We start from the raw sequence: 19,323 nt of genomic DNA, 5'->3' as shown, positions 1-19,323 counted from the left end.
TCGATGTATAAATCATTTAACGTTGGAAACAATCGTAATAATTCAAAGCGGTTTAGGTGTTAGACATGAGTGATTTTAAAACTGCTTTCTTTTGTGATTAACTTGTTTAGTTTTTGAAACGATGACAAGTTAAAGTTATAAGTCAAAATACTTCTGAGAGGAGGTGAGACGAATGAACAAGACAGACTTAGTCAATGCAGTAGCTGAGCAAGCTGATCTCTCTAAGAAAGATGCTTCAAAAGCTGTTGATTCAGTATTCGAATCAATTACAGATTCTCTTAAGAAATCTGAGAAAGTACAATTAATTGGTTTCGGTAACTTTGAAGTACGTGAGCGTTCTGCCCGTAAAGGCCGTAACCCACAAACTGGAAAAGAAATCGATATTCCAGCAAGTAAAGTACCAGCGTTCAAACCTGGTAAAGCCCTTAAAGATGCTGTTAAATAATGCTGTACATAGGGCGAAAGAGGGGTGTTTTTCACCTCTCTTTTTTCTTATGTGACGGTTTATTTAAGTCATATGTTAGCGAAAACATATGATAAATGCTAAAATAGTCATTAGTCGGTTAAACGGCTTATTGAACGATATAAGAAACATAGGTGATAATGAATGGTCGGTGACTATAACTTCGAAACGTTTCGTCAAACGTTTTTAAATCAATACAAGCATGATTACATTCGTGAATCAATGTATGAGCCGATGTTCAACACGGCACTACTTCCTCATTTATACGAACTCGTCCAACCATTAAATCACATTTTAGCGGATGCTTTAGTTAATATGCAGCTATCGCTAAATGTGCATGATGTCGTTGAACGTGATGGTTTACAAGATCTATCAACCACTCGTTTAAAGCATAACCAATTGCACGTATTAATGGGAGATTATCATAGTGCATTGTTTTATCAATTATTATCGAATCATCATGAAACAGATGCACTGTATTTTTTCTTACCTTACATAAAACAAATTAATGAACACAAAATTGAATTAATCCATCACCATCTTTCTCCTACAGAACGGTTGGAGAAAGTTTTGTATGTCTATTCTCAATTAATTTATGCGGCGACACGTTATTTAAACCTTGATTATGATCATCATGTCGTTCAGAAGTTATTGTTACAATCATCAAATGATTTGCCTTTGTTTTGGATGGGGTCAAATGACGAGATGAAGACGTTGATTCAAGAACGTTTAGATATACGACAACCACATGCTGAAAATGAAAAGGGTTAGGAGTCGACACGAATGGATCCGAAAACAAAATCAGAAAAAGTGCACAACGTCTTTGAATCAATATCGACAAAATATGACAAGATGAACTCGATTATATCGTTTCAACGTCATAAAGCGTGGCGGAAACACGTTATGAAACAGATGAATGTCCAGCGAGGGGCGGATTGTTTAGATGTTTGTTGCGGTACGGGTGATTGGACCTTAGCCATGAGTCAAGCGGTTGGTGAAAACGGGACTGTCATTGGGTTAGATTTTAGCGAAAACATGTTAGCCGTCGGTGAAGAGAAAAAGCAGACACATGACATCTCCAATATTTCCTTCGTTCATGGTGATGCGATGAACTTGCCTTACGACGATAATCAATTCGATTACGTAACAATCGGATTTGGTTTACGAAATGTGCCAGATTATATGCAAGTATTAAAAGAAATGCGACGTGTCGTCAAACCTGGTGGCCAAGTCGTCTGTTTAGAAACATCCCAACCGACATTACCTGTTTTTAAACAAGCATACTTTTTTTATTTCAAATTCATTATGCCTCTACTAGGTAAATTAGTAGCGAAAAGTTACGACGAATATAGGTGGCTAAACGAGTCAACACAGCAGTTTCCTGACAAGTCAACATTAAAGCAAATGTTTTATGACGCGGGTTTTTCGCGTGTATTCGTGAAAAGCTATGCATTAGGGGCTGCAGCAATGCATTTAGGTCGAAAGTAAAGTTAAAAAGGTGAATGGCATGAAATTGGCGACAGCGATTAAATATATGAATGATGATATTTCAGATATCGAAAACCGTATGAAAGCTATAACAGATGATGAGCATTCGATGATACAAGCTGCGTCTCACCACTTATTACAAGCTGGTGGCAAACGTATTCGACCCATTTTTGTCTTATTATCATCCCAATTTGGCGATGCAGATAGTAATCAAGTGAAAAATGTGTCTGTTGCATTGGAATTAATTCATATGGCTTCACTTGTGCATGATGATGTAATCGATATAGCAGATACCCGCCGTGGCCATGAAACGGTAAATGCACGTTGGGATAATCTAACGGCCATGTATACGGGGGATTTTTTGTTTGCAAGAACACTTGAATTAGTGCAAGGTCAACATGAAACAAAGATTCACCAAGTATTAGCTGATACGATTCGACAAGTATGTATAGGTGAAATAGAACAAATTCGTGATAAGTTTGTCTTTGATCAAAGTTTGTTCAATTATTTTCGACGTATTAAACGTAAGACGGCTTTGCTGATTGCGACTAGTACTAAATTAGGAGCCATTGCAGCTGATTGTGATGAAGACACCATAGAGCGTTTAACATTATACGGGTACTACATAGGGATGTCTTATCAAATTATTGATGACATATTAGATTTCACATCAAGTGAAAAAGAACTCGGAAAACCTGTCGGCAGCGATTTATTGAATGGTAATTTAACGTTACCGACAATCTTGGCGTGTCAAGACGAATCGGTAGCCCAACAAGTATCAACATTCTTCCAAAATCCTGAGCAAACTGAAATTGGCGAGGATGTCATTGCAAATATTAAACAATCTGATGCGATTGAAGATGCTTTCCAATACAGCCAAGCGTATTTACGAAAAGCGCTACGTCAATTAGATGGACTTCCTAATATTAAGGCGAAGCGTACGCTACAAAAAGTTGCAGGATATTTAGGAAAACGTAAATTTTAAATTGTATTTTGTCATAAATTTTGTTAAACTTTTTAACGGTTTGAAAGATAATATTACGAAGAGGTGACGAATCATGGAACAAACTTTTATTATGGTTAAACCAGACGGCGTTCAACGTAATCTCGTTGGCGAAATTGTGTCTCGTTTTGAGAACAAAGGCTTTAAATTAGTATCAGCGAAATTAATGCAAGTTCCAACAAGTCTAGCAGAAGAGCATTATGGTGAGCATAGTGACAAGCCGTTTTTCGGCGAGCTAGTTGATTTCATTACATCAGGTCCTGTATTCGCGATGGTATGGGAAGGTGAAAATGTGATTGCGACAGCACGTAAAATGATGGGTGCAACAAACCCTGCAGAATCTGACATTGGTACAATCCGTGGCGATTACGGTGTGACTGTTGGTAAAAACGTGATTCACGGTTCAGACTCACCTGAATCAGCTACACGCGAAATCGGTCTGTTCTTCCCAGAAGGCGGCCTAATCGATTATTCAAAAGATATGGACAAATGGGTTTACTAAAATCTTTATAATATTTTATTTTGAAACCTTGTGCTTAAACGTTGGCGCAAGGTTTTTTTACTGTGAGTTTCCTTATACAACGATAGCATTTAGATGGCTCTATGTTATATAATAGTTGTATTGAAAGTAATAGTAGGGAGAGAAGTGTATGCGAGATGATTACATAGATTTTGTCGATCAAATCAAAAAGCGAACAGGAATTGATTTAGCTTTATATAAGGAAAAACAGATGAAACGTCGGTTAACAACATTACGCGATAAACGTGGGTTTGCTAGTTTTAATGACTATTTCAAAGCGATGATGAATGAAGAACAACTCTATTATGAGTTTCTTGACCGTATGACGATTAATGTATCAGAGTTTTATCGTAACTTTAATCGTTGGGAAACGTTTCGAACGAAGATTTTACCGTCATTAATGGAAGGAAAGAAAAGTTTAAAAGTGTGGAGCGCCGCTTGCTCAACTGGCGAAGAACCATACACCATTGCCATGATTTTAAGTGATTACTTTCCGTTAAAAGATATCACTGTTCATGCAACTGATATCGATGACCAAGCGTTGAATAGAGCGCAAGAAGCTGTGTATCCTGAACGTTCGTTGAAAGAAATGCCAAAAGATAAAAAAGACAAATTCTTTACAAAACGAGGGGATTTCTATGTCTTATCTGACGATATTAAACGTTGTGTCCAGTTTAGTAAACACAATTTATTAGCGGATCGTTATAAATCGAAATATGACCTTATCGTCTGCCGAAATGTGTTAATATACTTTACTGAAGAAGCTAAAAGTCAGGTCTATGATTGGTTCTCTCAATCGTTAGTTCCAGGTGGTGTCCTATTTGTCGGTAGTACGGAACAAATTTTCGATCCACAACAATTTAATTTACATGTGGCTCAAACGTTCTTCTACGAAAAACAATCATAAAGAGGTGTTACGCATTGCGATATTTAACAGCAGGTGAATCACACGGAAAACAATTAACGACCATCATTGAAGGTGTGCCTGCCCATCTTCCTTTATTATCTGAAGATGTGAATGCGTCTTTGTTACGTCGTCAAGGTGGATATGGACGTGGTAGACGAATGAAAATAGAAAAGGACCTCATTTCTATTTTAAGTGGCGTTAGGCATGGTTATACCCTTGGCTCACCGATTACACTCGCGTTAACAAACGACGATTTTAAACATTGGGAAGATATCATGGGAGAAGAACCAGTAGACCCTGATACCCATATCAGAAGGCAAGTGACAAAACCTAGACCAGGACATGCTGATTTAAATGGTGGGATGAAATATAACCACCATGATTTACGAAATGTGCTAGAACGGTCATCTGCTCGTGAAACGGCTGCTAGAGTAGCAGCGGGATCAGTAGCTAAGAAGATTTTGTCCGAGCTAGGGATTACTGTTGCTGGCTATGTGAGACAAATTTATGATGTTGAAGCTCGAGAATTAGATTTAACGATAGATGAAAAGATCGCACGAGCAAGCCAATCAGACGTTAAAACAATCGATCCCGAACAAGAAGAAGCGATGAAGCGGGTCATTGACGAAGCGAAGCAAGATGGTGATTCGATCGGTGGTGTTGTAGAGGTAACAGTCGATGGTGTTCCTCCAGGTTTAGGGTCTTACGTACAATACGACCGTAAATTAGATAGTCAAATTGCTGGGGCAGTTGTCAGTATTAATGCATTTAAAGGTGTTGAATTTGGTATTGGATTCGAAGCAGCCCACACGAGGGGTAGCCAAACCCATGATGAAATAGGGTACGAAGATGACGGCGGTTACTACCGTAAAACGAATCGTCTCGGCGGTTTTGAAGGGGGCATGACGACAGGGATGCCGATTGTCGTTAAAGGTGTTATGAAACCCATTCCGACGCTTTATAAACCGTTAGAAAGTGTTGATATTCATTCGAAAGAACCGTTTCAAGCTAGTATTGAACGCTCAGATAGCTGTGCCGTTCCAGCTGCATCTGTAGTCATGGAACATGTTGTTGCATGGGAAGTGGCCGCAGCCATTGTTGACCAATTCCCATCAGACTATATGGACCAATTAAAGACCGCTTTTGATGATTATCGTGAAAGGTTGCGAACATTTGGATGAATAAGATAACCATGCAGAGCGTAAGACCTTATGATATTGTTCTCGGAGATGAATTGCGGCATGATACGTTAAACAGACTTAAACCATTTAACTTTCAAAAGATTGCAATCATCACAGACGAACATGTCGCCCCGTTATACTTACATGATGTCAAATCACAACTCGAATCAGAATATACTGTCGTCGATTATGTTATACCAGCTGGAGAATCGTCTAAATCAATGGCTCAATTTGAAGCAATATTATCATTTTTAAATCGTCACCATTTTGATCGTCATTCAGCTATTATTGCTTTAGGCGGTGGTGTTGTTGGCGATTTAGCCGGTTATGTCGCTGCATCATATATGCGAGGGATTGGTTTTGTGCAAATGCCAACGACCATATTGGCTCATGACAGTAGTGTCGGAGGGAAAGTTGCGATTAACCTCGACGATATTAAAAATCTCGTTGGTCATTTCTATCCACCACATATCGTTTTATATGACTGTTCGACGTTAATGACGTTAAATGACCAAGAATGGCGTTCGGGGTTTGCAGAGATTATTAAACACCGTTATTTAAAACCAGACATGTTGAGTCAATTATTATATCATGTTCAATCATTTGATGAACTAACGACAAAAGATTTAGAAATAATACTCGGTCAATCAATTGCTGTTAAACAAACGATAGTTGAGGCGGATGAACATGAACAATCGATTAGACAACATTTGAATTTAGGACATACGTTAGCTCATGCGATTGAGTCGGTCTTTGCAGATCAGCAGGTCACACATGGTGAAGCGGTTATGGTCGGGTTATTATTTGATTTGTATCTATCAGATCGAATACACAACCGTCGCTATCCTTATTTAACGGATGATTTTCTTAATTGGTTAACCGACTTAGGTTATCATTTAACGTTACACTATTGGCCAATTCAACAATTGATTGATGCGATGGCGCATGATAAGAAAAATAAATCGGGTCAAATCACTTGCATTGTGTTAGATGAGCACGGAATACCTTATGCAAAACAGTTTAGTGATAACGAGATAGCTCAACATTTGCATGATTTCACAGACGAGTTAAGACGTTATACTTATTTAAGACCGCTAATTTAAAAGGAGTACGTTTATGGATCATTCATATCATTATCAAGGGTCGATAATTCAAGGTGAGCTTAGTGTTCCAGGCGATAAATCGATGAGTCATCGGGCGATCCTGTTCGCCTCGTTAGCAGAAGGTAAAAGTACGATTTATAACTTACTTAAATCTGAAGATTGCAGACGAACGATCGATGTGTGTCAGGCATTCGGTGTTGATATTCAATTTGATGGTCACAAAACCTATATAACGAGCTCAGGCATCGATCATTGGCAAAGCGTTACGAATACGTTAGACCTTGGGAATTCAGGTACGACGACACGATTGTTATCTGGTATATTAGCTTCTCTTAATCAATCGATTCGTTTAACAGGAGATGATTCACTACAACATAGGCCGATGAAGCGAGTAACGGGTCCCTTGTCATTGATGGGAGCTGGCTTTGAGTTTGAATCTGTGTCTGATCGGTTACCCTATACAGTGAGTGGTGGCGATTTAACCCCTATTGAGTACGAACTCCTTGTAGCAAGTGCTCAAGTCAAGTCGGCTATTTTGTTAGCAGGTTTACGTACAAAAGGCAAGACGATTGTTCAAGAACCGATAAAAACACGTGATCATACAGAGAATATGATCAGCGCCTTTGGTGGAGAAATTGAAACAAATGGTCAAACCGTTTCCGTCACAGGTCAACAAACGTTAAAACCGACAGACTTAACGATACCAGGTGATCCATCGTCAGCAGCTTTTTGGATTGCGGCGGCTGTTATGACGCCTCAAAGTGATATAACCATTCAACAAGTTAGTCTTAATGAAACGAGAATTGGTTTTATTCATGTCCTCCAACGAATGGGGGCCGATATTCAAATGACAGTCGATTATTGGATAGGTGATGAACCAGTTGGGCATGTCCGAGCACGATCTTCGTCATTGAAACCGACAGTATTAAAAGATGATGAAATTCCTAGCTTGATCGATGAAGTGCCATTATTAGCATTAGTCGCAACGCAATGTGATAGTGATATGACGCTATCAGGAATCGGTGAATTAAAATATAAAGAAACCGATCGAATTCATGCTACGGTCGAACTCTTACATTCGATAGGTGTCCAAGCTGAGAAATATGAAGATGCAATGACAATAAAAGGACAAGCGAGGATAAAAGGTGGCGCTGTCACAACATATAACGACCATCGTTTAGCGATGTTAGGTGTTATAGCATCTTTTGTTAGCGAAAACCCGATAGAAATTGATAATATTGAGTGTATAAACATATCCTATCCAAGTTTTTTTGCAGATTTAAGTCAAATTTTGCAGGATTCAGAACGAGTGAAGTAGAAAGGTGAATAATAGAATGGAAACGATTAGTGAAGCACTAGAGTTAAAAAATGAAGGAAAAATACGCGAAGCCGTACAATTACTTAAAGATTACGTCAATGAAGCGGATGATGCTGAACGCCTTGACATTGCCCAATTATTACAAGATTGGGGCCTTATGAACGATGCTAAAGATGTTTACGAAGACATGCTCGTTCTTTACCCAGATGATCACTATGTAAAATTGTTATTAGCTGAGATTTACACAGATTTAGGGGAAGACGATCGTGTGATTGATTTATTAGAAGACATTGATGAAGAAGATGAAGCGTATATTCCAGCCCTTGTACAATTAGCTGATTTATATCAATCGCAAGGCCTTTATGAAGTAGCTGAGAAAAAACTAAATGAAGCGAAATCAATTGACCCAGACGAACCGATTATTGATTTAGCTTTAGGTGAGCTCGCTTTTTCTAACGGGGAGTATCTAAAGTCGATTCCGTTTTACGAGAAGGTCGAAAAATACGATGACGAGATTAGTGTTGTGAACGTGAAAGAACGTTTAGCTGAATCGTTGTCATCAACTGGTAATTGGGAAGATGCCTTACATTATTATGAACAAATCGAGTTAGAGACGCCTGACCAATTATTCAAATATGGCTATACGGCATATCAATTAGATCGTTACGATATTTGTACGAAAGTTTGGCGACAGTTAATTGATGTAGATCCAGAGTATACAAGTGTTTATCCAATGCTTGCCCAAGCGTTGTATGAAGAGGGTGCTGTACAAGAAGCGTATGATACAACGGTACAAGGTATCCAAAAAGATGAACACAATAATGAGTTATATTTATTAGCAGCACAGTATGCCGTTAAATTGCAGAAAACAGAAGACGCCGTTCATTATCTTCAGGAATCATTAGCCATTGATCCTGCTTACGAAGATGGTGCAGAGCTATTGCTTCAAATTTATTTTGAACAAGATGAGTATTTGAAAGCGAAAGACTTAGTTGAACAATTAATGGCGTATGAAGGGTATCCTGTTGTCCTTAATTGGCAAGCGGCACAAATTTATAATGAATTAGAAGAATTTGATCAAGCGAAGTCAATGTACGAACAAGCAGCACTCGTTTATCCAGATGATCCAGACTTCTTAAAAGAATACGGTATGTTTTTAATTGAAGAAGGCGAAACAAATTTAGCTATTAAACAATTTAACCAATACCTTAAGATTATTCCTCATGATGAAGAAATAAAGGATTTTGTTTCGAGAATTCAAGAATAAATGAGGTGAAAATATGTATGTGTCACCGGTTAAGAAACAGGTGTTTTTAAATTGGTTTCTAGACCATTATGAATTACCGAAACGTGAAATGGTTTGGCTGTTTGACTATATGTTAAAACGCGAAGAGTTATTAAATCATATTCATTTTGTTTTCGATGCCCATTTATGCCCACGGAGTATGGTGATTTCTGTCCAACCTGATGAAAAACGTCCGTTTCGATATTATAAAGAGCATGTTGTAACATCTGAAGTTGAAAAAGCATTTCACGATATTCGAATGAATCTTCAAGAACCATTATATGTTGAATTAAACTTTCCGGGATTTCGACAATCAATCGAATACAGTGACGTTTTAATAGATAACCCATATATGCCCGATGACTATTATATGCATGATGACGATTATCAGGTAGTCGATGCCTTGTTACAACATGTAACCGATGAACAATATATTTCACAATTGAAGCAGAAAATAGACGAATCATTAGATGCCGGTAATGATGAAGCTTTTTATCACTACAGTTGGCTATTGAATCGTCAGCAACTAAATGAATCAATAGGGGATGACTAGGTTGAAATGGATTTATAACGATATAGATCAGTATGTACAAGCTAAAGAGTATATTGATACGGCAGTAATGGCACTCGTCCCATTTGCATTTGACGATGATGAGTCATTAAAAAAATATGCGTTTCAATCAGAAGCCATGTATATATTAATGTCACAAATTGAAAAACAATATAAAGGACGTGTTCTACTCCTACCTGTATATCATTATCCAAAACAAAACACACTAGAGAGTGAAACTGAGCGTCTCAATAATATGATTGATCAAATGCACGAACAACAACCTTTTCAACACACCTTGTTGTTCACGTTTGATAACAAATGGCGTAAACAACAACGTCATTTAAATGCTGAACTTATTTGGTTGCCGGCACCAACAGAAGGTGATTTAAACCAAGTCGAAACACAACAAATATTACAATCACAAGCAAATGAGTTACAAACGTTAATTCAAGATCAATGGCAGTCATAGTTATGACAATCTTGTAAAGAATTTGTGACATTTTGCAATTCTAGACACGGTTTTTATTGACCGAATTCACGGGATACGCTATTATGATATTGTCCTAATAAATATGTAGAATACCCTGAACGTAGTCAGAATGAGTAGAGGGGGGAAAGACATGAGTGAAAAGAAAAACAACCAAGTCTCTCGTAGACAGTTTTTAAACTACACGTTAACAGGTGTTGGTGGCTTTATGGGGGCAGCTATGGTTGCGCCAATGGTCGGTATGGCTGTAGATCCATTATTACAAGCTGAAGGGTCAAGTGACTTTATTTATGTCATGGATGTTGATGAAATCACGAAGACACCACAACGTAAATCATTTACGATTGAGCAACAAGATGGTTGGTATGAATCTGATGTTGAGAAAACGGCTTGGATTTATCGTGATGATAATGATGAAATTTTAGCGTTATCTCCGATTTGTACACACCTAGGTTGTGTCGTTAGTTGGGAAGGCGGGGATCATGACAATGAATTCTTCTGCCCTTGTCACAACGGACGTTATGATAGTAATGGTGTAAACATTGCGAACACACCACCAACAGCACCATTACCTGCATACAATTATCGCGTAGAAGAAGGTAAACTTTACTTAGGTAAAGCGGAACCGAGAGGAGGGGCGTAATAGATGCTTCAGAAGATATATGATTGGGTTGATGAGCGTCTCGATATTACGCCTATTTGGCGCGATATCGCGGACCACGAAGTACCTGAACACGTAAACCCAGCCCACCATTTTTCAGCTTTTGTTTATTGTTTTGGTGGTTTGACATTCTTTGTGACGGTTATTCAAGTGTTGTCAGGTATGTTCCTAACGATGTATTATGTACCAGATATTGAAAATGCTTGGGCTTCGGTTGAGTACCTACAGTCACAAGTTGCACACGGACAAATTGTACGTGGTATGCACCACTGGGGCGCTAGTGTAGTTATCGTTATGATATTCTTACATACGTTGCGCGTTTTCTTCCAAGGTGCTTATAAGAAACCACGTGAATTGAACTGGGTCGTTGGTGTTTTATTATTCTTTGTAATGTTTGGCTTAGGCTTCACAGGTTACTTACTACCATGGGATAACAAAGCATTCTTCGCGACACAAGTTGGTTTAGAGATTGCACAAAGTGTCCCAGTGATTGGTTCAGATATTAAAACATTACTAGCTGGTGACCCTGATATTGTAGGTGCACAGACCCTGACAAGATTCTTTGCGATTCACGTCTTCTTTTTACCAGCAGCATTGTTTGGTTTACTAGCTGCACACTTTATTATGATTCGTCGCCAAGGAATTTCAGGACCATTATAAGATTAAACGTGTAAAAAAAGGAGGGAACACTGTGCATAAAGGGAAAGGCATGAAATTTGTCGGAGACTCGCGTGTCCAAGACAAATCCTATCGCAATACGATTCCAAAAGATTATTCCGAATATCCAGGTCGTACGGAAGCGTTTTGGCCAAACTTCTTATTAAAAGAATGGCTCGTTGGGGCGGTTTTCTTAATCGGCTTTCTATGTATGACAGCTGTTGCACCAGCGCCATTAGAATTAGAAGCTGATCCGACGAACTCGTCTTACATTCCGCTACCAGACTGGTACTTCTTATTCTTATATGAGTTATTAAAATTTGAGTTCGCTTCGGCAGACTATGTCGTTATCGGTACAATCGGAATTCCAGGTCTTGCATTCGGTGCATTATTACTAGCGCCGTTCTTAGATAATGGACCAGGACGTCGTCCATCAGAGCGTCCAATTGCTAACGGTATGATGTTGATGGGTGTTATTGCAACTGTATGGTTAACATACGTTTCTGTAGCAGCTGTAGATTGGGATAAGCGTGACGCATACTCCGTAGCAAATGCTGTGGAACACGAAGTTGACCAAGAGCATCCTGGTTATGAAGCTTATTCTAACAACTGTATGAGCTGTCACGGTGAGAATATGACGGGTAACGCAGGTTTAGGTCCTTCATTAGCTGAAACACAAATGCAAAAGGATGCGATTAAAGATATCGCTGTAAACGGTATTGGTGATATGCCAGCAGGTCAGTTCGATGGTTCAGATGAAGAACTCGAACAACTTGCATCTTTCATCGTTGAGAATACGAAAAGTGCTCAAAGTGAAGGCGAAGGCGAAGGAAGTTCAGAATAATAAAAGCTTGAGAGCTGGCTTACTTAAGTCAGCTCTTTATTTTTCACGTTTAGGAGTAGAAAATGATGTTAAAATATTTATTATTAGATCGTACGTTTTTAATGTTATTATTCATCATTAACTTTTTAGGTACGATTTATGGTTATTATTGGTATCGTCTTCAATTCGAAGTGACGCCCCCAATATTTCTTGCATTTGTTCCTGATAGTCCGACCGCGTCTTTATTTTTTGTTATTGTATTGGCTGGTTTTTTGATAGGAAGACACTTTTCATATATTGAAGCACTAGCCATGGTGACGCTTTTTAAATATGGAACGTGGGCTGTGGTGATGAACATTTTAACTTTCTTTAATGGCCAGCCTGTTTCTTTTATGGCGTTAATGCTCATCGTGTCTCATGGTGCTATGGCTATTCAAGCATTGTTGTACGCTCCATTTTATAAAATAGAATGGCGCCATCTCGTTGTGGCTTCAATATGGACACTCCATAACGACATTATTGATTATGTTTATGGTCAAATGCCGATGTATCCAACATTAGCGCAATATGAGCAGCATATCGGTTATTTTACGTTTTGGTTAAGCTTACTCTCGATCACTTTAGTCTATTTATTCTGTATTAAACGAACAACGTCGTACGAATTATCATATTGATAGTGTAAATGTAAGTTTAAGGGGTTATCGTATGGGGGTAAGTCAGTTTTCTCTGTTGTTACTGATTAATAGTATACAGGTGACTCAACACGATTTAATACAATTTATTTTAACACTTATCATGATTATAGGATTAACACTTTATTATGTGGCAAGAAGATTACATCAAGCATCCAAACTAAATTATAACGTCATCGATCATCCAAAGCATAAACAACACGTTAAGCAGTCACATTCAGATCATCATTAATTGTAAAAAAACAAACCTCCGTCAATGCTTGAAGTAAGCGTTAACGGAGGTTTGTTTGATTAATCTATAGGCTTTTTGTTTTCATCTAAGGTAAATCCTTCACCGTGAACATCATGAACAGCTGAAACGGTCACAAAGGCATGTGGGTCAATGTTATGAATGATTGATTTGAGTTTAACGATTTCATTTTTACCGACGACACAATATAATACATTGCGTTCAGTTCCCGTGTAATAGCCAGTAGCGTGAAGCATGGTGACACCGCGTTCCATTTCATTGGAAATGCCTTGTGCTAATAACTCGCTATGATTCGATATGATCGTGGCTCCGCGAGCAGCATATGCACCTTCTTGAATGAAATCAATGATCCGAGCACCGACAAAGACGGCGACTAAGGTGTACATACCTTCGACCTCATTTAAGTAAAAGACGACAGAAGCGATGATCACGAGTGCGTCGAATAAAAACATCGTACGTCCCATGCTCCAGCCAACATATTGATTAACTAGCCTAGCAATGATGTCTACACCACCTGTCGTACCACCAAAGCGAAAGATGGTGCCGAGTCCAACACCAATAAAGGTGCCGGCAAATAAAGCAGCTAGTGTCATGTCATCTTGAAGAGCAAACGTTGGATTCGCTTGAAATAGCCATAAAAAGACTGAAACGGCTATTGTGCCTATAACGGTATATATAAATGTGTTCCGCCCAAGAAATTTATATCCGATTAAAAAAACGGGTATATTTAAAACGAGGTTCATGACTCCTGGATCCCATGAAAATAAAAAATACAACAGAAGCGTGATGCCTGTAAAGCCACCTTCTGATAAATTGTTTTGCATATTAAAATTAACGATTCCGAACGAAAATATAGCCGATCCAAGTAAAATGAACACGATATTTTTAAGTTTTATCGATGTTTGGTTCATAGTCAATTCCCCCTCATTGAGCAAGTCATACGACTACATTATAGGCAAAAAGATAATCGCTAACAACCACTCATCATAAAAGTAAATCTGAAAATTAGTATAAATGATTTGTCAAACCGTGCGTAATTAGCTAACATAATGTTAGATTACATAAAGGTGTGAGAGAATTGAGTCAATCATATACAACAAAGGAAATGCAAGAACGTGTTCATGCGTTTATTAGTCAGTTTGAAGAAGGGTATTTTTCACCGTTATCCATGACAGCTCGACTTACCGAAGAATTAGGTGAACTAGCTCGAGAAGTCAATCATGTTTATGGAGAGAAACCTAAAAAGTCAACGGAGTCTGATAAAGCATTAGAAGAAGAATTGGGCGATTTACTATTTGTTATCATGACATTTGCGAATTCATTAAACCTTGATTTAAGCGAGGCTTTCGAACAGAGTATGTCTAAAATCGAAACACGGGACCAAAACAGATGGACAAAAAAGGAGACTGAATCATGAGTCATACAATCAATATTATGTTAGCTGGCCCACGTGGCAAAATGGGGGCTGAAGCGTTAAAATTAATCGAAAGAACAGATCACTTTCATTTAGTTGCTTGTTTGGACCGTAAATACGACGGTATGAAAGTTCAAGATATTGAAGGGTTACCTGCTTTAGATGCACCGATTTATACAAATCCAAATCACGCATTCGATCAAGTGAACGCGGACGTTTTAATTGATTTAACCAATCCAGAAGCTGGATACGAACATACGCGACTTGCTTTGTTACATCAAGTGCGACCTGTTGTCGGAACGTCTGGTTTTACAGACGATCAGCTAAATACGATCAAACAATTGAGTACAGATTACGAGACAGGCGTTGTCATTGCACCAAACTTTGCAATGGGAGCTGTGCTTATGATGCGTTTTTCACAAATGGCAGCTAAATATTTTTCTGACGTTGAGATTATTGAAAAGCATCATGACCAAAAACTTGATGCCCCGTCTGGTACAGCAGTGAAAACCGCTCAATTGATTCAGGAATCTCGACCATCTCAAAGTCAAGGTCACCCGAATGAGACAGAAACAATTGACGGTGCTCGCGGAGCGGATTATGATGGGTTTAAGATTCATAGTGTCCGTTTGCCAGGATATATTGCAGAACAAGAAGTGACGTTTGGACAGGCTGGTCAAACGTTAAAAATTACGCACAGTTCAACAGATCGTTATTCATTTATGAGTGGGGTCCATTTTGCTGTCGAACAAGTCATGCAGCAGGATGACTATGTTTATGGATTAGAAAATTTAATGGAATAGTAGGTGAGCAAGCTTGAATATCGCTTTAATTGCGCACGACGAGAAAAAACAACATTTAATCAATTTTGTAACAGCGTACGAGCCTATTTTTAAAGAGCATACACTATTTGCGACAGGGACAACAGGGAAACGAATTACTGAAGAAGTCGGCTTATCGATCGAACGTTTACAATCAGGACCTTTAGGTGGTGATCAGCAAATTGGGGCTAAAATTGCCACAGATGATTTGGATTTAATTATCTTTTTCCGTGATCCGCTGACAGCTCAGCCACACGAGCCAGATGTTACCGCGTTATTAAGGTTGTGTGATGTTTATCGGATACCTGTCGCAACAAATGCGGCGACAGCTGAAATTATTGTTCGTGGTCTAGCGAATGGTTGGTTAGATTGGCGGTCCATACAAGATTCAGTAGGAGCTTATCATGAGTAGGCGTATTGGTATTGTATGTTATCCCACAATTGGTGGTTCAGGTGTTGTCGCGACGGAATTAGGGATCTTTTTAGCTGAACAAGGATATGATGTACATTTCATTTCAACGACGATGCCGTTTCGGTTAAAACGCTTGTATCCGAATATTTATTTTCATGAAGTCGAAGTAGCAAATTACCCTGTTTTCAAGCATCCTCCTTATGATTTGTCTCTAGCAAACAAAATTGCTGAAGTTGTTGACCGTGAAGAACTCGATATTATTCATGCGCATTACGCAGTTCCACATGCTATATGTGCCTTGTTTGCCAAACAAATGACTAACCGTGATGTGAAAGTCGTAACAACACTTCACGGTACGGATATTACGGTTTTAGGGATTGATGATAGTCTACAAAAAATGATTCGTTTTGCAATTGAGGAGTCCCATGCTGTAACAGCTGTGTCTCATAGCTTAAAACAACAAACCGAGGATGTCTTTCAAACACAAGCCCATATCGATGTCATTCATAATTTCATCGATGTTCATGAACGATCATTCGAATCAGATGAACAACTTAAACGTGATTTAGGCCTTGAGCCTGAAGAAAAAGTTTTAATTCATATTTCGAACTTTCGTAAAGTAAAACGTGTCGATCAAGTTGTTGAATCCTTTTATCATATTTCACAACATGTTAAGTCAAAACTATTATTAGTAGGCGATGGGCCAGAGTATAGTAAGGTCCGTCAACAAGTGTTGGATTATGGTTTGGATCAAAACGTTATTTTCTTAGGACGACAAGATAATATTCAAGATTTGATCAAAATAAGTGATCTAAAACTATTATTATCTGAAAAGGAAAGCTTTGGTCTTGTTTTATTAGAAGCGATGAGTCAGGGTGTTCCGTGTATTGGTACAAATATTGGTGGTATTCCCGAAGTAATACAAGATGGCGTTAATGGCTATATTTGCCCGTTAGGCGATTTAGCTTGCGTCTCATCAAAGGCGATTCAATTGTTGCAAGATGAACAACTTTGGCAACAACAATCGGAACAAGCTAAAAATACAGTATTACACGATTTTCAAACGAAGCATATCGTCAAACAATATGAAGATTTATATGAACACGTTTTAAAAAAGGATTGAAGCCATGTTAAGTCAACCGTTTCAAGAAGCTATACCAGTCATAGATCAATTTGAACAACACGGGTACGAAGCGTATTTTGTCGGTGGTGCAGTTAGAGATCATTTACTAGGTCAATCAATAGGTGATGTTGACATTGCGACGAATGCCACGCCTGATGTGACGATGTCGCTGTTTGATCGAACAGTTCCAGTCGGCATCGACCATGGAACTGTCCTCGTATTACATAATGGCAATGAATATGAAGTCACGACATATCGAGTAGAGAGTGATTACCGTGATTATCGGCGCCCAGATCATGTTGCGTTCGTCAGTCGGTTAGAAGATGATTTGGCTAGACGTGATTTAACGATTAATGCAATGGCCATGGATCGTTATGGTCAGGTGATTGACCCTTTTCAAGGTCGAAATGATTTAACACATGGGGTTATACGAACTGTAGGCCGAGCAGACGATCGATTTCATGAAGATGCACTTCGTATGTTGCGTGCGGTTCGTTTTTCGAGTCAATTAAATTTTGCTGTAACCAATGACGTTCTAACGGCTATTAAACGATATCACACTTTACTACAAGAGATAGCTGTCGAACGTATCCAAGTGGAATGGTTCAAATTATTTACTGGTTACGGTGTTGCACATGCTCTTGATGTATTAAATAAAACTGATATGTATCAATCGTTACCGTTATTAAATCAAGAACGTGATGTGATCAAGCATCTCACAAAGAACATCAAACGACCTATTCGTCATCCTGAAGCTGTAATGGCGTTATGTGCTTGTCTATCTAACACTTTAACGTTAAACGATTGGATTAAATCGTATCGGTGTTCTAATATCATTCAACGTCAAGCGAAAAAACTAATCCAATCAGTCAGTAAATTCAAAGAGAATGGCTTAACGTCTTTTGTGGTCTATACACTAGGGGATGTGAACCTTGAAGCCTTTCAACAAGTCGTTCAATCATTAGATTTGCCGGATGTTTCGTTAGAACAATTACACGAAGTCTATGAAGCGTTGCCGATTCAATCGAAACAACAGATTGCAGTTGATGGTAAACAGCTACAAAGTATAATTCCGGATTGGCGCAAAGGGCCGTGGATTGGTCGTTATTTACAAGCAATTGAACGAGCCATATTAGCAGGACAATTATCAAACGATTATGAGGCGATAGAGAGACGGGTGAAACAATGGAAGGAACAAGAAAACGATTAATTCAACTGTTATATCATCAACCTGACCAATACATATCAGGACAAGAATTATCCGAGCAACTTAACATATCGCGCTCTGCGATTTGGAAGCATATGAAAGAGTTAGAGAAGTCAGGTTATCAAATTGAAGCGATTACGAATAAAGGCTATCGTATTGTGAATGTACCCGATCATCTGTCTGAAGAATCGTTACGTTGGGGTCTTCAAACAGAATGGTATGGTCAAGAATTAACCTATTTGAAAACCGTATCGTCTACACAGTATCGTGCTCATGATATGGCACGCGAAGGATACCCGCATGGAACTGTGGTTATGGCAGGTGAACAAACAGCCGGCAAGGGGCGAATGAAGCGCTATTGGGATTCGAGGGCTGATTTAGGATTATGGTTTAGTGTCATTCTACGTCCTACAGAATTAACGCCTAAAGATGCGACGCAATTGACACTTGTAGCGGCTGTTGCTTATGCTAAACTGTTTGAACGAATGGCGATACCCGTTGCTATAAAGTGGCCAAATGATTTATATATTGGTGACCGTAAATTCGCTGGTATATTAACAGAAATGCAGGCTGAACAGGATCAAATTGATTATATTGTGCTTGGCACTGGTATTAATGTGAATCACGATCGCAATGATTTTCACGATGACGTTCAACACGAGGCCATCTCTCTCAAACAATATAGAAATGAATCTGTACAGTTAAACGATTTGTTCCGACAATTGGCGAACCATTTTGAATTAGAGTATAATCGGTTTATATCTGAAGGGTTTGCGGCGATCAAACAAGATTGGGAACGACTAGCTTATAAAATTGGAGAATGGTTAACGATTCGCACCCAAGAAGAATGGTCGGCTAAACTGATCGGTATCCATGAAGACGGTGCGTTAATCGTTGAAGATGTTATAGGCAATCAACATATATTATATTCCGCTGAAGTCATTTGGCGATAATT

24 protein-coding genes are annotated in these 19,323 nt (G+C 38.7%); 23 read left to right on the top strand and 1 reads right to left on the bottom strand.

The window, feature by feature from the left end:
• The first annotated feature begins 172 nt into the window (after positions 1-172).
• The 17 genes from ABID56_RS02105 (at position 173) to ABID56_RS02025 (ending at position 13,373) form a co-directional block, all read left to right on the top strand.
• Entirely contained in the window at positions 173-445 is a 273-nt protein-coding gene (locus tag ABID56_RS02105) for an HU family DNA-binding protein (RefSeq protein ID WP_354218861.1), read from the top strand.
• A gap of 162 nt (positions 446-607) precedes the next feature.
• The gene (locus ABID56_RS02100; RefSeq protein ID WP_354218860.1) at positions 608-1,234 is read left to right on the top strand and encodes a heptaprenyl diphosphate synthase component 1; all 627 of its coding nucleotides are present in this window, start codon (positions 608-610) and stop codon (positions 1,232-1,234) included.
• Positions 1,235-1,246: 12 nt separating this feature from the next.
• Entirely contained in the window at positions 1,247-1,951 is a 705-nt protein-coding gene (locus ABID56_RS02095; protein WP_354218858.1) for a demethylmenaquinone methyltransferase, read from the top strand.
• 19 nt (positions 1,952-1,970) lie between these two features.
• Positions 1,971-2,936 carry a polyprenyl synthetase family protein gene (locus tag ABID56_RS02090; RefSeq protein WP_354218856.1) on the top strand — a complete coding sequence of 322 codons (966 nt, stop codon included), beginning with the start codon at positions 1,971-1,973 and terminating at the stop codon, positions 2,934-2,936.
• A 73-nt stretch (positions 2,937-3,009) separates the two neighbouring features.
• Complete coding sequence (gene ndk, locus ABID56_RS02085; protein WP_354218855.1) at positions 3,010-3,456, top strand: nucleoside-diphosphate kinase; 447 nt, start codon at positions 3,010-3,012, stop codon at positions 3,454-3,456.
• Positions 3,457-3,604: 148 nt separating this feature from the next.
• The gene (locus ABID56_RS02080) at positions 3,605-4,381 is read left to right on the top strand and encodes a CheR family methyltransferase (RefSeq protein ID WP_354218853.1); all 777 of its coding nucleotides are present in this window, start codon (positions 3,605-3,607) and stop codon (positions 4,379-4,381) included.
• Between the two features lie 14 nt (positions 4,382-4,395).
• Positions 4,396-5,562 carry a chorismate synthase gene (aroC, locus tag ABID56_RS02075; protein ID WP_354218851.1) on the top strand — a complete coding sequence of 389 codons (1,167 nt, stop codon included), beginning with the start codon at positions 4,396-4,398 and terminating at the stop codon, positions 5,560-5,562.
• Positions 5,559-6,665, top strand: a complete 1,107-nt coding sequence (gene aroB, locus ABID56_RS02070) for a 3-dehydroquinate synthase (RefSeq protein ID WP_354218849.1) — start codon at positions 5,559-5,561, stop codon at positions 6,663-6,665. The genes aroC and aroB overlap by 4 nt, the downstream gene beginning before the upstream one ends.
• 13 nt (positions 6,666-6,678) lie before the next feature.
• Positions 6,679-7,983: a 3-phosphoshikimate 1-carboxyvinyltransferase gene (aroA, locus tag ABID56_RS02065; RefSeq protein ID WP_354218847.1), complete on the top strand. Its 1,305-nt coding sequence runs from the start codon at positions 6,679-6,681 to the stop codon at positions 7,981-7,983.
• Between the two features lie 16 nt (positions 7,984-7,999).
• Positions 8,000-9,250, top strand: coding sequence for a tetratricopeptide repeat protein (locus ABID56_RS02060; RefSeq protein ID WP_354218845.1), 1,251 nt, complete (start codon positions 8,000-8,002; stop codon positions 9,248-9,250).
• A 13-nt stretch (positions 9,251-9,263) separates the two neighbouring features.
• Positions 9,264-9,821, top strand: coding sequence for a YpiB family protein (locus tag ABID56_RS02055; RefSeq protein ID WP_354218843.1), 558 nt, complete (start codon positions 9,264-9,266; stop codon positions 9,819-9,821).
• Between the two features lies 1 nt (position 9,822).
• A complete protein-coding gene (locus ABID56_RS02050; protein ID WP_354218841.1) occupies positions 9,823-10,290 on the top strand; it encodes a DUF2487 family protein in 468 nt (155 codons plus the stop codon).
• Between the two features lie 151 nt (positions 10,291-10,441).
• On the top strand, positions 10,442-10,951 hold the full coding sequence (locus ABID56_RS02045) for a Rieske (2Fe-2S) protein (RefSeq protein ID WP_354218840.1): 510 nt from the start codon (positions 10,442-10,444) through the stop codon (positions 10,949-10,951).
• 3 nt (positions 10,952-10,954) lie between these two features.
• A complete protein-coding gene (gene qcrB, locus ABID56_RS02040) occupies positions 10,955-11,629 on the top strand; it encodes a menaquinol-cytochrome c reductase cytochrome b subunit (protein WP_354218838.1) in 675 nt (224 codons plus the stop codon).
• A gap of 31 nt (positions 11,630-11,660) precedes the next feature.
• Positions 11,661-12,470, top strand: coding sequence for a menaquinol-cytochrome c reductase cytochrome b/c subunit (locus tag ABID56_RS02035; protein WP_354218837.1), 810 nt, complete (start codon positions 11,661-11,663; stop codon positions 12,468-12,470).
• Between the two features lie 65 nt (positions 12,471-12,535).
• Positions 12,536-13,123: a lipoprotein heptaprenylglyceryl N-acetyltransferase LhaT gene (lhaT, locus tag ABID56_RS02030; RefSeq protein ID WP_354218836.1), complete on the top strand. Its 588-nt coding sequence runs from the start codon at positions 12,536-12,538 to the stop codon at positions 13,121-13,123.
• A gap of 31 nt (positions 13,124-13,154) precedes the next feature.
• On the top strand, positions 13,155-13,373 hold the full coding sequence (locus ABID56_RS02025; protein WP_354218835.1) for a hypothetical protein: 219 nt from the start codon (positions 13,155-13,157) through the stop codon (positions 13,371-13,373).
• Between the two features lie 59 nt (positions 13,374-13,432).
• Here the strand turns inward: ABID56_RS02025 and ABID56_RS02020 are convergent, their stop codons facing one another.
• Complete coding sequence (locus ABID56_RS02020) at positions 13,433-14,302, bottom strand: YitT family protein (RefSeq protein ID WP_354218834.1); 870 nt, start codon at positions 14,300-14,302, stop codon at positions 13,433-13,435.
• A gap of 194 nt (positions 14,303-14,496) precedes the next feature.
• Between ABID56_RS02020 and ABID56_RS02015 the strand changes: the two genes are divergently transcribed.
• From ABID56_RS02015 to ABID56_RS01990, 6 genes are read left to right on the top strand one after another with little or no spacing between them, the layout of a single operon-like run.
• On the top strand, positions 14,497-14,808 hold the full coding sequence (locus tag ABID56_RS02015) for a nucleotide pyrophosphohydrolase (RefSeq protein ID WP_354218991.1): 312 nt from the start codon (positions 14,497-14,499) through the stop codon (positions 14,806-14,808).
• The gene (dapB, locus tag ABID56_RS02010) at positions 14,805-15,608 is read left to right on the top strand and encodes a 4-hydroxy-tetrahydrodipicolinate reductase (RefSeq protein ID WP_354218833.1); all 804 of its coding nucleotides are present in this window, start codon (positions 14,805-14,807) and stop codon (positions 15,606-15,608) included. The genes ABID56_RS02015 and dapB overlap by 4 nt, the downstream gene beginning before the upstream one ends.
• A 13-nt stretch (positions 15,609-15,621) precedes the next feature.
• The gene (gene mgsA, locus ABID56_RS02005; RefSeq protein ID WP_354218831.1) at positions 15,622-16,038 is read left to right on the top strand and encodes a methylglyoxal synthase; all 417 of its coding nucleotides are present in this window, start codon (positions 15,622-15,624) and stop codon (positions 16,036-16,038) included.
• Positions 16,031-17,161 (top strand): N-acetyl-alpha-D-glucosaminyl L-malate synthase BshA, encoded by a 1,131-nt coding sequence (gene bshA / locus ABID56_RS02000; protein ID WP_354218829.1) that lies wholly within the window; start codon positions 16,031-16,033, stop codon positions 17,159-17,161. The genes mgsA and bshA overlap by 8 nt, the downstream gene beginning before the upstream one ends.
• A 4-nt stretch (positions 17,162-17,165) precedes the next feature.
• Positions 17,166-18,371, top strand: a complete 1,206-nt coding sequence (locus tag ABID56_RS01995; protein ID WP_354218828.1) for a CCA tRNA nucleotidyltransferase — start codon at positions 17,166-17,168, stop codon at positions 18,369-18,371.
• Positions 18,347-19,321 (top strand): biotin--[acetyl-CoA-carboxylase] ligase, encoded by a 975-nt coding sequence (locus ABID56_RS01990; protein WP_354218826.1) that lies wholly within the window; start codon positions 18,347-18,349, stop codon positions 19,319-19,321. Before ABID56_RS01995 ends, ABID56_RS01990 begins: the two co-directional genes overlap by 25 nt.
• The last annotated feature ends 2 nt before the right edge of the window (positions 19,322-19,323 follow it).

It is taken from the genome of Alkalibacillus flavidus, assembly GCF_040545925.1.
GTDB lineage: Bacteria > Bacillota > Bacilli > Bacillales > Alkalibacillaceae > Alkalibacillus > Alkalibacillus flavidus.
This window is presented reverse-complemented; position numbering and strand designations above follow the sequence as displayed.